This is a genomic window from Duganella fentianensis (genome assembly GCF_964031615.1).
GTDB classification, from domain to species: Bacteria; Pseudomonadota; Gammaproteobacteria; order Burkholderiales; family Burkholderiaceae_D; genus Rugamonas; species Rugamonas fentianensis_A.
In genome coordinates this window covers 438,584-450,614 of sequence record NZ_CAXIQN010000022.1, presented here as the reverse complement: position 1 = coordinate 450,614, position 12,031 = coordinate 438,584, and the positions used below count along the sequence as shown (strand labels likewise).

Here is a 12,031-nt window from a genome sequence, read left to right as displayed (position 1 = left end):
CCGGTATAATATGCGGTCTTTTTTTCCGCCCTGCTCCGAGTATGAAACCTGCTGTCGTTCTGCTGCATAGTTCCATGAGTTCCAAAGCCCAGTGGGGCGATCTGGTGTCGCAATTAAGCGACGGCTACCGCTGCATCGCAGTCGATCTGCTCGGCTATGGCAGCGCGCCCTTCCCCGCCGACGTAGGGCCAGAATACCGCCATACGCTGGCGCACGAGATCGATGCCGTCAATGCAGCGATAGCCGCCCATCTGGAGCCGGGCGAAGCCTTCCACCTGATAGGCCATTCGTATGGCGGCGCTTCGGCCCTGCACATGGCGCGCCGCATGCCGGAGCGGGTGCTGTCGCTGACCGTGTTCGAGCCAGTGGCCTTCCACCTGCTGCCAGCGCAGCATCCGGCCCGTGCCGAGATCGTTGCTGTGGTGGAACGCATCAACGCCTGCGCCCAAGCACAGGATGCCACCCGCATCTTCATCGATTACTGGAACCGTGCCGGCTCCTTCGATGCCGCACCGGCCGCCGCACAGGAAAAAATGACGGGCATGATCGCCAAAGTGAAGCGCGACTTCGAAGCCCTGCTGGGCGAGCCCGCCACGCTGGCAGATCTGGCCGCGCTGACCATGCCGGCGCTGGTAATGTCGGGTCTTAGCAGCCCGGCCTCTACCCGCCTGCTGGCCGAACAGCTGGCGCAGGCGCTGCCGAATGCCACCGCGCTACAGACGCGCGGCGGCCACATGGGCCCGATCACGCACGGCGCCGTGGTCAACCCCGCCATTATCAGCTTCCTCAGCGACGCCGAAATCACCACCGGCTAAGCATCCGCCTGCCCGTCAGGCGGAAAAAGATTGACAGCCGCACCGCTTGGGCCCATCATACCTACCAATTAGTCGGTAGATTTAATTTCATGATCCGACTTCACTCACCGGAGCAACATCATGCTACAGACCACCCGTAACGACCTTGAGCGCTATGCTACCGCACGCCAGCAACTGCCGGACGCCGGCGCCATTTCCCTGTTGATCATCGATGCCGAACGCAGCGCCGTTGTCAGTGGCGGCGCCACTGAGCCAGCGGCCGTACTGGAAATGCACATCGGCGACCAGCGCTCTGCGCGCGAACTGCTGCGCCATACGCCGCCGCAGCGGGCCGAATTCGAAATGGCGATCGAACCGCTGGAAGATAAAATTATCCGCATCCACCGCGCCATGCAGCCGGACTCCCAGTTGGTCGGCGATAGCGCGGCACTGCGCGAGATCGCCGAGCTGGCCGGCGTAGCGCCGTCCGGAAAAATGCGGCTCTCGCTCGATGCCATGGAACGGGTATTCAGCCGGCTGGCCGCCGTCATCAATGGCAAACCGGCCAGCTCGGAGGGTATTCCGGAAGATAATGCCTTCGCTATCCGGCTAGTGATACTGCGCGAATTCATGCACCATCTGGGCTTCGCAGAAATTACCGTACTGGCACCGCCACAGGCCAGCTAGGCAGCGCGCTCCGGTCTGGGTGAGATTCAGGCCGGCTTCAGCGTCTTGAGGAACTGGCTGGCCACACTGGCCGGCCCCACACCCTGGCGGGTGCCGCGCCCGACCACCATAGCGCCTTCCAGCAGCGACAGATAGATGGCGGCCACATTCTGCGGCTCCACCGTCTTTGCCAGCTGGCCGGCACGCTGACCTTCGGACACCACCTGACGCAGCCAGTTCATATTCACGTCAAAGAATACTTGCACTTCGTGATTGACCAGTTCCGGCAGCGCGCCTGCTTCCGCGCCCAGCATGCCGCACACACACAGATGCTGATCCACACTGAAAGTCTGCTCGAACAGGGTGGCATAGGCCAGCAGGCGCTCGCTGGCACCAGCCTGACTACCTTCGATCTGCAGCAGCTTCTCTTTGAAACGGTGCACGTAACGCTGCACCACCACCACCGCCAGTTCGCCTTTGGTGGCGAAGTGATGATGGATACTGGGCTTCTTGATGCCGACGATACGTGCCACGTCATCGTATGAAAATCCGTTATAGCCACGCTCCTGGATCAGCGTTTCCGCTGCATCCACTACCCGTTCGGCCGTCGCAGATATTTCAGAGAAGTGTTTCATGTTGTTAGACTCAAGTGGTGGCAAATTGCAGCAGGTGGCCGATTTTAACCAGTATCAGACAACCCTGCATGCTAAATGGATGGTGGACGCTCAGGTGGGGATTGCGGATCCAGGTGCCGGCCGGATAATCGCCCGACTCGTCCTGAAACACGCCTTCCAGCACAAAGATTTCTTCACCGCCGAAATGGCGATGCTGCTTGAATTGGGTACCGGGCGCCCAGCGCACCAGCGCCGTATGGCTGCCTTCGAAATCCGACAGGGGCAGCACACTCAGGCCTTGTGCCGTGCCGGGTTGCCATGCTGCGCTGTGGGTATCGACCACCACGCGCTGGCTATCCTGCGGATGCATATACCGTAGTTTGACCAGTATGGTGCAGCCGTTCACGGTGTAGGGCGCATGCTGCGACTGCGGGGGATTCTTCACATAGGTGCCAGCGCCATAGCTGCCATGTTCATCGTTGAAGTCCCCTTCCAGAACGAGAAACTCCTCACCCAGTTCGTGCGTGTGGCTGAAAAAGCTGCTGCCGGGCGCATAGCGCACGATACTGGTGGCGCGCGCCACTTCGCCGCCATCGCGTTCTATCAGTTTGCGCTCGACGCCGGCCATGGGCGATGCCACCCATGGCAGCTCGGCCGTCGCAACAACGACGCGCTGGGCATAATCTGCGTTCAGTTTCATAATTTCCTCATTGTACCAATTAATCGGTAGTTCAATTTCCCCCGCTTGCTCAGCGCGGGGTCCATGTCAGGGCCGCTCCAGTATCTGCGCCACCACGGCTTCGGCAGCCTCCAGCGCGCCTTCCAGAAAGCCGCCATGCTCACGTGCCGATTCCGAACCAGCCATCCAGAAATGCCCCTGCCAATCGGCTGGCACGACCGCTGGCCGATACAGCGGATGCCCGCGCAGCGGCGCGGCATCGGCGGCTGTAGCTGTCAGGCTGTCGGCCGCCCAGTCCTGATAGAACGTCGCCCTGGGCGTCAGCGCCGACTTACCGAACAGGCGCGCCAGCTGTTGCAGCGCCAGATCAGTGATCTGCACCTGACCGATTTTTGCGCGCTGGGCTACCTGCATGCCGACAAACCCGAACAAAGCATAAGCGCTGTCCGAAGCATCATGGATTTCCCCCAGCGGACCGATTTCGCTCATCGCCGCGCCAGCAAAACCGGCCTCGCGCCAGAACGGCTGCTCGTAGCAGGCCACGAATTTGGCGTGCGGCGCCATCCACGTCGGAACGCGCTGCCATGCCTGCAGCGTCTCCTGCGGCCACGCTGGATCGGCGCTCACACTTTGCGCCAGCAAGCGTGGCGGTATGGTATTCACCACCTGCGCCGCCCGCAGCTGGCTCTGGCCACTGCCATCCTGCAGGGTCAGTAGCAAACCAGTCTGGCTGTCGCGCTGCAGCTGGATCAGCCGTGTGCCCAGCCGCAGATCCAGCTCCGGCATACGCTCGATCAAAGCCCGCACTATCGCTCCCATGCCGCCTTGCACGCGCCGCGACATGCCCTCTTCGTCGGCGCCATGGGCTGGCTGGCTAAGCTGGCGGTTGCGCAGTTCGAGCACATGCTGCCCCTGCTGGTACTGGGGAAAGCTGGCAATCCCGAGCAGGTGCAGCAGCGCTGTCATGCGTGGATTCCACATCGGCCAGTACCAGGTCGGCCCCAGATCAAACCCATGCTGGTCCTGCTGTCCGGTCAGGATGCGCCCGCCCACGCGCTGGCGCGCCTCGATCAGCACCACCTGCCGTCCGGCTGTGCGCAGACGTTGCGCTGCATACAGGCCGCTCAATCCGGCCCCCACGATCACGATAGGATGTCTCATACAAGTTCCCTAGTTGGCAAAGTCAGCGCCGCCAGCATGGTGGCTATCGCCCCCAGCGCTGCCAGACCGGAATGCAATGGATGGCTCAGTTCCTGCCGCGCGCGCGCCGCGTGGCGCCACCACTTATGGCCATAGGCCAGTAGCAGTGCGCCCCACAGCAGCAGACCGGACAGCGAGAACAGCAGCGCTACCTGTACAGGCACTTGCCACAGCCGCTCCGCTACCCGCCAGGTCTGCCCCAAAGCCAGTGTTCCCACTGCCATGCCGAAATAGCCGACCGGCAAGACTGGCAACACCACCTTCGGCGTGGCCATATCAGCCGCGCAGACGATCAGCCAGCGCCTGCGCCAGTGGCGCGGCCGATGCCGGGCTCTGACCAGTCATCAGCGGGCCATCGATCACCACGTTAGGTTCCCAGTTCGCTTTGCTCTGGTAGTCCGCACCGCGGCCTTTCAGCTCGTCTTCCAGCGAGAACAGCAGGTGCTTGTCGAGTTCGATCTCGGCATCTTCGGCGTTCTTGAAGCCGGTCAGGCGCACCCCCTTCACCAGATATTCACCAGCGTCGTTCTTAATGTCGCGCAGGATGGCTGGTGCATGGCAGACCATGGCGATCGGACGGTTGGCAGCATGCAGATCCTTGATGATCTTCAGCAGATGCGAATCGGAGGCCAGATCCCACAGCAGGCCGTAACCGCCCGGCACGAACAGCGCGTCGAAACCGGTGTAATCGATATTGCGCAACTTGCGAGTGTTCTGTGCGGCATACAGTGCCACCGGATCACGCAGGAAACGCTCGGTGTATTCAGTCGTGAATGGCGCTTTGTGGCTCAGCAGATCGATCGGAGCATTGCCGCCGTCCGGCGATGCCAGCACCACTTCGTAACCCGCTTCCGTGAGGATGTAGTAAGGTGCCGCCAGCTCGGTGAACCAGGTACCCGTGTGCTTGCCGCTGATGCCCATCTCGTCGACCGAGCTCATAACCAGAAGAACGCGTTTTTGTTGATTGCCAGTTGCTTTCATGATGTTTTCCTTTAAGTGAGTTGAATTGCTTTTTCAGTTTATTTACCAACTAGTTGGTAGGTAAATTGGATAAAAAAACCTGAGTCCAAGTTACACCAAAACCGCAAACTGCTATTGCAGAAAGTCCTGGGTATCTCGCTCTTTTCATCTACCGACTAATTGGTAGAGATAGTAGGCTTTAAAAACAGCACTGTCAACGACTTTCTGAAAATTTTTTCCGCAAGCAGCGAAGTTGGCTGGGATGGCGTCAGGCGATTCCGTTGGCGCAATAGCGTGCATAGCCTTGGCAGGAGCGCCCGGCCAGACGATCCAGATAGGCCGCAACGGCAGGATAATCTGGTCGCTCCATCGGCGTGCTGTTCCAGCGATTGGCCGACAGACCTAGCACCACATCGGCCAGCGTGAACTGCGCGCCCGTCACATACTTACCGGTACGCTGCAGCTGCCGCTCCAGTATCCCCATGTGGCGATTCCAGCTGGCGATGCTAGCCGCAATTGCCGCCGCATCCGTATGCTGGGCGCTCTGGCGTACCAGCGCCATGAAGGCATAGCGCCACGAGTTATTCAGTTCGCCCGCCTGCCAGTCCATCCACTGCTCCACCAGCGCGTGCGCGGCCGGCTCCTGCGGCAGCAGATCGCTGCGGTTATGTTTGCTGGCCAGATAGCGGCAAATGGTATTCGACTCCCACAGCGTGGTCGGACCATCGATTATCACCGGCACCATGGCATTCGGATTCAGCGCCAGAAACTCGGGCGTATCGGTAGCGCGAAAGCCCGCCCCCCAGTCTTCCTGCTCATACGCCAGCCCCAGTTCTGCGCAAGTCCACAGCACCTTGCGCACGTTGATCGAACTAGTCTTGCCCAGTATCTTCAGCATCGGCTGTCCGGTAAATGGATGGAATTCTTTAACTTCATCTTCCTGCATCGATGCAGGCAACTACATTACAGCAGCTGGATCTGAGCGGGATCGGACACCCGCACGTGGGTCTGATAATAGAACTTGTCGCTACGCCGGCCCTCGTCGTCGAAGAACCAGATGGTGACACGGCGCGCCGGTCCTTTCACCAGTATGTGCTTGCCACGCGCAAAAGCTGCCAGCTGGCCGCCGAATTTGGCTTCCACCTGCGCCAGCACTTCCGGCGGGATCTCCAGCGAGACATTGCGCTGGTCACGATAGTCCTTTTCCGAATTCAGGTAAGTGAAGCCGTTCTGCATGCCGATGCCGCGCACCTGCAGATCCACCGTCACATACACCGGCTGGGGCGCCACATCGGCAGCCATCATAATGGCCTGCTGGGGCGACAACGCATCCTTCTGCAGCGGCACCTGCGTTGCGCAACCCGCCAGAAACTGGCTCAGAAACAGGCTCAGAAACAGGGCTTTCATCTTCAGCAAAATTTTCTCCAGAATCAGTGGCATCGTGCACAACCCACAGCATAACCCACTCTGCGCTTCATGCTAAAGTGGCAAATTAGTCCGCTCACCAATTCTTACGCATTTGCTACTCTCCGTCATGAATATTGCCCTCGAATCGCCCAACCAGCCCGACGTACGCCAGCTGATCGAAGACCTCGACGCCTACCAGGTCCCGCTATATCCGGTCGAAAGCCACCATGGCGTGGACATCTCCGTGCTGGAGCAGCCCAATGTGCTGTTCGCCGTGGTGCGTAGCGCCGACGGTGTGGCCGTGGCCTGCGGTGCCATCGTACTGGAAGCCGAGTATGGCGAATTGAAACGCATGTACACCCGCCCCGAGCAGCGCGGTCAGGGCCTGGCGCGCCGCCTGCTGGCCTTCCTCGAAACGCAGGCGCAGCAGCGTGGCTGCCAAGCCTTTGCACTGGAGACGGGCTATCTGCAGACCGATGCCATCAATCTCTACCAGCGCTGCGGCTATGCGCTGTGCGGTCCGTTCGGCGCCTACCTCGAAGATCCGAACAGCGTTTTCATGCGTAAAACAATTTCTCCCACTCCCGTGTAAGAAAGTTTGCTGCTGCGTGACTACCTAGTTATGAACAGCACAAATCACTACCCTCTCTACCAGCAGACCGTACAGGACTACGGCCCAGACATAGCCCGCTTCACGGCTGGCTACGAGCGCGATCCGGCGCGACGGCGCGAACTGCTGCAGGAAGTCCATTTGGCGCTATGGCAAAGCCTGGCCCAGTACAAGGCCGATTGTTCGCTGCGCACGTGGGTGTACCGCGTGGCGCACAACGTGGGCGTCAGCCACGTCCAGCGCAGCCTGCGCCACGCCGAACGCCACAGCATGACGCTGGAGGAGATCGACAGCCTGCCCAGCGAAAGCGCTGAAATCAGCCTGACGGAACGCCGCCTCGACTTGCAGAAAGTCATGGCACTCATCCATCGCCTGGCCGCACTGGACCGGCAGGTAATGCTGCTGTACCTGGAAGACATGGACGCCGCCGGCATCGCCGAAATTACCGGCCTATCGGCACGCAATGTCGCCACCAAAGTGCACCGTCTCAAAAACGTACTGGCTCAGCAACTGGGCATGGAAAGGAAATCAGCATGAGCAACGATCCTGTGAAATCGCTATGGCAGACGCAGCAAGTCGCCCCCGCCCACTTCAGCCAGCAGGAACTGCAGAAGAAGTCGCGCTCGCTGCACTGGCGCGTGAGTGTACGCAATACATTCGAATATCTGGCTTGCGTGCTAGTCATCGCCGGATTCGGCAGCTATCTGTACGAGTTCCCGCAACCGCTGCTGCGCCTCGGAAGCGCCCTGGTCATCCTCGGCACCCTGTACGTGGCATGGCAGATCCACCGCCGCGCATCGGACGCACCGGCCTCGCCAGCACTGCCCGGGCTGCTCTACCACCGTCAGCAACTGGAACGCCAGCGCGACGCCTTGCGCTCCGTCTGGGCATGGTATGTCGGCCCGCTGGTGCCCGGCATGGTGGTGTTCCGCTGGGGCGTGGAAACTCAGCTTGATGCCAGCGCACCGTTTGCACGGGGGCTGGGCGCGAATCTGGCGATAGCGGCCGTGCTGCTGATCGTGGTGTTGATCAATCTATACACAGCCAGCCGCCTGCAGCGCCAGATCGATCAGCTACCTATAGATCATTCTCATTGAGATAACTCAATGTCGCTTGTGGATCCACCGCTAAACTTTTTTGAAGTTCACTGCTTTGGCGGAAATCCACTGTGCGGCGATACACAATAACCTTACTTGCATCAACCAGCGCTGGCGGAATGGTCATCACTGCTAGTGCAAGCGGCAATATCGCTGGCAAAAAAATTGCACTTGAGGGGGACCGTGTCTTTTGCCCTGCATGTAAAACGGAAGGAAAGATATTCTGCGTAGCTCCCCGTAATCAGGAACACTGGAATGGCAAACAAGTAGCGTTAGAAAACGACTTTTGTTTATGCCAATGTCCCGTACTACCAAAACTCATTCCGGTTCAAAACATCCGATACCAGCAACTTTCAGAGGCAAGCGAATCACCCTCACTTGCTTCTCACGAAAACAGATCCAATGAGCCATCTAGAAATGAAAGTATTGTTGAGCAATACTTCTCATTGGTCAGTGCAAATGGCGATATCGTAAATAATTTCCGTTATGACTTGCTCGCAGACGGCGTGCTTCACACTAAAGCGCATCCATTCACCAATGGCGACACCGCGAAAATCGAGGGAAACAGAGAACTCGAAATGATTGCCTGGCATTCCCCGTATGAAGAAAATTAGCATGGCTACTCCGGATACGAAGGCTCAATCAAAGCTTGATCTTCAGGTGCGGAAACTCGCAGCGATGACTTATGGCGAATCTTCTGCGAAGAATAATCTGGATGAAATGTACGCCTTAGCGAGCGTGCTGGAGAGGCAACGAATAGCGCGAGGTTTTCCCGATATAAGTACTTTTTCGTCCAAAGACAAGAGCTTCTCGTTCGTTGCTAGCGATGGCAATCCCCGCTACCGAAAATTTATGTGCGCCAATGATTTTGAAATTGCGCACAACACAGGCATGCAATTCGCGATCGAAGCTGCGCTGAACGCAATGAACGGTGGTTCTGACTTCTCAAATCAGGCATTTTTCTGAGACGGCGCTGACATCAAAGAAAAATATAGGACTCATGCAAAAGTACGCGTTGGCATTAGATTTTCCAAGCCTGAGCACAATATCTATAAAATCGCCGAGTCGACTCTGCTGGTTATCAAGCATAAAAACATCGTGCGAGTAGACCATACTACGGGCCAGCGCGTCCTAAACCATGAAGAAATTGGCCGCTTTGATCATGTCTACGAATCCACAGCCGCTTGGGGTGGAACAATATTCTGGAAACTCTCGCCTCAATATCTGGAGGTAATGAAAGCAAAGGAATACCGTTGAGACTAGCCCACGTTAGCTATTTACTCGCCTTTGCTCTTTTGTGCACTCACGCAATTGCGTATGCACGCGGCCCATCAAAGTCCGTTCGCGAAAGTTGCTTACTGAGTCAGACGACCACCTCAAAGATCTATCTGACCCATCTCTCGACCAATAATATCTTTGAACAAAGCGCCTATATTGACGATTACGATTCTCCATATTATTTTTTGGAAGATACAACGGAAATCGGCTACGCCGAAAATGCTCATGAGGCAGCACTACTGTATTCCCAAAAAATTTACCGCTTCGCAGAGGCTAGCGCCATCCCATCATCATTAGAAATTCCCCGTCAGTTCAGTCCAGCACGCGCGACGTGGGACCGGATCAGAGAAGGTAATACCAATTATCTATGCGTGGGATTCAATTTTGATGGGCTTGGTCATAGTGGTTCCATGCAGAATCTTCGTGGCGGATTTTTGCTCCATCTGGGCTCAAAAAGGGCCGACCTGTACTATATCGAGGGCGATATACGAAAAATCTCCCGTCCTCAGTCAGATGTAAAAGGACACCTAGTTCGCTCAGGCGACGAGAAACAGTAGATGTACCGCAATATTGCGATACAAACCCAGCCAGAATTCCGCCGTTTCCCTCGGTATAATCCGCCCACGCGGACCAGCATTACCCAGCGCCGGTCCCAGTGTCTACATAAAGGAACCCTGTGAAACGCACGCTTATCAGCGCCGCCTGCTGCGCCCTACTCGCCTTCTCCGCTCCCGTGCTGCATGCCCAGCAAACCAACGGCAGCACCGCCCTCGTCTCCGGCATCGACCCGAAATCGCTGGACCAGAACATCCGTCCGCAGGATGACTTCTACGGCTACGTCAACGGCGTGTGGACCCGCAACACCGAGATCCCGGCCGACAAATCGACCTGGGGCACCTATATCGAACTGCGCGAGATCGCCCAGGGCCAGCTGCGCACCATGATGGAAGCGACGCTGAAGAACCCCGGCAAAGCGGGCAGCGAAACCCACAAGATCGCTGACCTGTACAGCAGCTATATGAACACCAAGGCGCGCGATGCGGCTGGCTTCAAACCGCTGCAGGCCGATCTGGCGCGCGTGGCCAGCCTGAAGGACAAAAAGGAACTGCCAGCGCTGTTCGCCTACCTGCAGCGTCAGGGCATCCAGACGCCGATCGGTACCGGCGTAGCGCCAGATGCGCAGGATCCGGAGCACTACACCATCAACGTCAGCCAGTCCGGTCTGGGCCTGCCGGACCGCGACTACTACCTGAAAGCCGACGACGCCAAACTGAGCAGCGTGCGCGAAAAATATCTGAAGCACGTGGAGACCCTGCTGGCCATGAGTGGCGACAAGGCCGCCGCCGAACACGCGGCCCAAGTGCTCGATATCGAAACCCGTCTGGCTGGCGCACAGTGGACCCGCGTGCAGATGCGCGATCCCGTCAAATCCTACAACCGCGTGCAGTTCGACCAGTTCGGCGCACTGGCACCGGCATTCGACTGGCAGGCCTACTTCAGCGCCATGGGTCTGGCCAGCAAAGCCAGTTCTGCCGTGGTGCGCCAGCCTAGCTACCTGACGGGTCTGTCCGACACGATCAACGCAGTACCGCTGGACGCATGGAAAAGCTACTTTAGCTGGCGCATCGTCGAGAGCTATGCGTCCTACCTGAACACCGACACCGTCAAGGAGCGCTTCGCTTTCGAAGGCACGGTGCTGCGTGGCGTGCCGCAAAGCGAACCACTGTGGCAACTGGCGCTGCGCTACACCGATGGCGCCATGGGTGATGCCGTAGGCAAGCTGTATGTGAAGATGTTCCTGCCGCCGGAAACCAAGCCACGCGTGATGGCCATGTTCGACAACTTCGTCGCCTCGTTCCGCGACGGCATCGAGCAGCTGGACTGGATGGGCCCCGAGACCAAGAAAGAAGCACAGGCCAAGCTGGCCGCGCTGAAGCCGAAGATCGCCTATCCGGAAAAATGGCGCGACTACAGCGCCCTGAAAACCCAGTCGCACGACCTGATCGCCAACGTGCGCGCCGTGCGTAGCTGGTCGCGTCAGCAGAACTTCGACAAGCTGGGCAAAGAAGTCGATCGTGACGAATGGTCGATGACACCGCAGACCGTCAACGCCAGCTACAGCCCAGCGCTGAACTCGATCACCATCCCAGCTGCGATTCTGCAGCCGCCATTCTTCAACGTGAAAGCGGAAGATGCGGTCAACTACGGCCTGCTGGGCATCACCTTCGGCCACGAGATCAGCCACGCCTTCGACGATTCGGGCAGCCAGTACGATGCCAAAGGCCGACTGCGCAACTGGTGGACGCCGGAAGACCGCCGCGCCTTCAAGGAGCGCGCAGCGGGTCTGGTCAAACAGTACAGCGCGTATAGCCCGGTGCCCGGCTACTACATCAACGGCGAACTGACGCTGGGTGAAAACATCGGCGACAACTCCGGCCTGTCGATTACCTACAAAGCCTACCAGCGCTCGCTGGGCGGCAAGCCATCGCCGGTGCTGGACGGCCTGACGGGCGAGCAGCGCCTGTACATCGGCTTCGCCACCAAATGGCGCGCCAAGCTGCGTCCGGAAGCGGCCATCGCCCAGATCAAGAGCGACCCGCACTCGCCGGGCGAGTTCCGCGCCAAAGGTACGGTGATGAACCAGCCGGGCTTCTACGAAGCCTTCGGCATCAAGCCGGGCGACCCGATGTATCTGCCACCCGAGCAGCGCGTCATCATGTGGTAAC

The 12,031-nt window shown here is 58.7% G+C and carries 16 protein-coding genes; 9 read left to right on the top strand and 7 right to left on the bottom strand.

Annotated features, from left to right (window positions below; all coding sequences use genetic code 11):
* The first annotated feature begins 41 nt into the window (after window positions 1-41).
* Together ABNT42_RS19115 and ABNT42_RS19110 are read left to right on the top strand one after the other, a co-directional pair.
* Window positions 42-815, top strand: coding sequence for an alpha/beta hydrolase (locus ABNT42_RS19115; protein ID WP_348699642.1), 774 nt, complete (start codon window positions 42-44; stop codon window positions 813-815).
* A 120-nt stretch (window positions 816-935) separates the two neighbouring features.
* Entirely contained in the window at window positions 936-1,481 is a 546-nt protein-coding gene (locus tag ABNT42_RS19110; RefSeq protein WP_348699641.1) for a hypothetical protein, read from the top strand.
* Window positions 1,482-1,507: 26 nt separating this feature from the next.
* On the opposite strand, the gene ABNT42_RS19105 is transcribed toward ABNT42_RS19110, so the two are convergent.
* The 7 genes from ABNT42_RS19105 to ABNT42_RS19075 all read right to left on the bottom strand — a co-directional run bounded on the left by ABNT42_RS19105 (window position 1,508) and on the right by ABNT42_RS19075 (window position 6,329).
* The gene (locus tag ABNT42_RS19105) at window positions 1,508-2,095 is read right to left on the bottom strand and encodes a TetR/AcrR family transcriptional regulator (RefSeq protein ID WP_348699639.1); all 588 of its coding nucleotides are present in this window, start codon (window positions 2,093-2,095) and stop codon (window positions 1,508-1,510) included.
* A gap of 10 nt (window positions 2,096-2,105) precedes the next feature.
* A complete protein-coding gene (locus tag ABNT42_RS19100) occupies window positions 2,106-2,774 on the bottom strand; it encodes a cupin domain-containing protein (RefSeq protein WP_348699638.1) in 669 nt (222 codons plus the stop codon).
* A gap of 66 nt (window positions 2,775-2,840) precedes the next feature.
* Complete coding sequence (locus tag ABNT42_RS19095) at window positions 2,841-3,914, bottom strand: FAD-dependent oxidoreductase (RefSeq protein WP_348699636.1); 1,074 nt, start codon at window positions 3,912-3,914, stop codon at window positions 2,841-2,843.
* Window positions 3,911-4,228, bottom strand: a complete 318-nt coding sequence (locus ABNT42_RS19090; RefSeq protein WP_348699634.1) for a hypothetical protein — start codon at window positions 4,226-4,228, stop codon at window positions 3,911-3,913. Before ABNT42_RS19090 ends, ABNT42_RS19095 begins: the two co-directional genes overlap by 4 nt.
* Before the next feature lies 1 nt (window position 4,229).
* Window positions 4,230-4,934 (bottom strand): type 1 glutamine amidotransferase domain-containing protein, encoded by a 705-nt coding sequence (locus ABNT42_RS19085; RefSeq protein ID WP_348699633.1) that lies wholly within the window; start codon window positions 4,932-4,934, stop codon window positions 4,230-4,232.
* Window positions 4,935-5,181: 247 nt separating this feature from the next.
* Entirely contained in the window at window positions 5,182-5,811 is a 630-nt protein-coding gene (locus tag ABNT42_RS19080; protein WP_348699631.1) for a glutathione S-transferase, read from the bottom strand.
* Window positions 5,812-5,876: 65 nt separating this feature from the next.
* Window positions 5,877-6,329: a hypothetical protein gene (locus ABNT42_RS19075; RefSeq protein WP_348699629.1), complete on the bottom strand. Its 453-nt coding sequence runs from the start codon at window positions 6,327-6,329 to the stop codon at window positions 5,877-5,879.
* 118 nt (window positions 6,330-6,447) lie between these two features.
* Here ABNT42_RS19075 and ABNT42_RS19070 point away from each other — a divergent pair, with 118 nt between their 5' ends.
* The 7 genes from ABNT42_RS19070 to ABNT42_RS19040 all read left to right on the top strand — a co-directional run bounded on the left by ABNT42_RS19070 (window position 6,448) and on the right by ABNT42_RS19040 (window position 12,030).
* Window positions 6,448-6,912, top strand: a complete 465-nt coding sequence (locus ABNT42_RS19070; protein WP_348699627.1) for a GNAT family N-acetyltransferase — start codon at window positions 6,448-6,450, stop codon at window positions 6,910-6,912.
* 30 nt (window positions 6,913-6,942) lie between these two features.
* Window positions 6,943-7,467, top strand: coding sequence for a sigma-70 family RNA polymerase sigma factor (locus ABNT42_RS19065; protein WP_348699625.1), 525 nt, complete (start codon window positions 6,943-6,945; stop codon window positions 7,465-7,467).
* The gene (locus ABNT42_RS19060) at window positions 7,464-8,027 is read left to right on the top strand and encodes a hypothetical protein (protein WP_348699624.1); all 564 of its coding nucleotides are present in this window, start codon (window positions 7,464-7,466) and stop codon (window positions 8,025-8,027) included. Before ABNT42_RS19065 ends, ABNT42_RS19060 begins: the two co-directional genes overlap by 4 nt.
* A 71-nt stretch (window positions 8,028-8,098) precedes the next feature.
* Window positions 8,099-8,641 carry a PAAR domain-containing protein gene (locus tag ABNT42_RS19055; protein ID WP_348699622.1) on the top strand — a complete coding sequence of 181 codons (543 nt, stop codon included), beginning with the start codon at window positions 8,099-8,101 and terminating at the stop codon, window positions 8,639-8,641.
* A gap of 1 nt (window position 8,642) precedes the next feature.
* Window positions 8,643-8,993, top strand: a complete 351-nt coding sequence (locus tag ABNT42_RS19050) for a hypothetical protein (RefSeq protein ID WP_348699620.1) — start codon at window positions 8,643-8,645, stop codon at window positions 8,991-8,993.
* Window positions 8,994-9,280: 287 nt separating this feature from the next.
* Window positions 9,281-9,862, top strand: coding sequence for a hypothetical protein (locus ABNT42_RS19045; protein WP_348699618.1), 582 nt, complete (start codon window positions 9,281-9,283; stop codon window positions 9,860-9,862).
* Window positions 9,863-9,981: 119 nt separating this feature from the next.
* Window positions 9,982-12,030, top strand: a complete 2,049-nt coding sequence (locus ABNT42_RS19040) for a M13 family metallopeptidase (protein WP_348699616.1) — start codon at window positions 9,982-9,984, stop codon at window positions 12,028-12,030.
* The last annotated feature ends 1 nt before the right edge of the window (window position 12,031 follow it).

Coding starts and splice junctions, on each gene's coding strand:
- ABNT42_RS19115 (WP_348699642.1), top strand. CDS start 42: ATGAAACCTGCTGTCGTTCTGCTGCATAGTTCCATGAGTTCCAAAGCC.
- ABNT42_RS19110 (WP_348699641.1), top strand. CDS start 936: ATGCTACAGACCACCCGTAACGACCTTGAGCGCTATGCTACCGCACGC.
- ABNT42_RS19105 (WP_348699639.1), bottom strand. CDS start 2,095: ATGAAACACTTCTCTGAAATATCTGCGACGGCCGAACGGGTAGTGGAT.
- ABNT42_RS19100 (WP_348699638.1), bottom strand. CDS start 2,774: ATGAAACTGAACGCAGATTATGCCCAGCGCGTCGTTGTTGCGACGGCC.
- ABNT42_RS19095 (WP_348699636.1), bottom strand. CDS start 3,914: ATGAGACATCCTATCGTGATCGTGGGGGCCGGATTGAGCGGCCTGTAT.
- ABNT42_RS19090 (WP_348699634.1), bottom strand. CDS start 4,228: ATGGCCACGCCGAAGGTGGTGTTGCCAGTCTTGCCGGTCGGCTATTTC.
- ABNT42_RS19085 (WP_348699633.1), bottom strand. CDS start 4,934: ATGAAAGCAACTGGCAATCAACAAAAACGCGTTCTTCTGGTTATGAGC.
- ABNT42_RS19080 (WP_348699631.1), bottom strand. CDS start 5,811: ATGCTGAAGATACTGGGCAAGACTAGTTCGATCAACGTGCGCAAGGTG.
- ABNT42_RS19070 (WP_348699627.1), top strand. CDS start 6,448: ATGAATATTGCCCTCGAATCGCCCAACCAGCCCGACGTACGCCAGCTG.
- ABNT42_RS19065 (WP_348699625.1), top strand. CDS start 6,943: ATGAACAGCACAAATCACTACCCTCTCTACCAGCAGACCGTACAGGAC.
- ABNT42_RS19060 (WP_348699624.1), top strand. CDS start 7,464: ATGAGCAACGATCCTGTGAAATCGCTATGGCAGACGCAGCAAGTCGCC.
- ABNT42_RS19050 (WP_348699620.1), top strand. CDS start 8,643: ATGGCTACTCCGGATACGAAGGCTCAATCAAAGCTTGATCTTCAGGTG.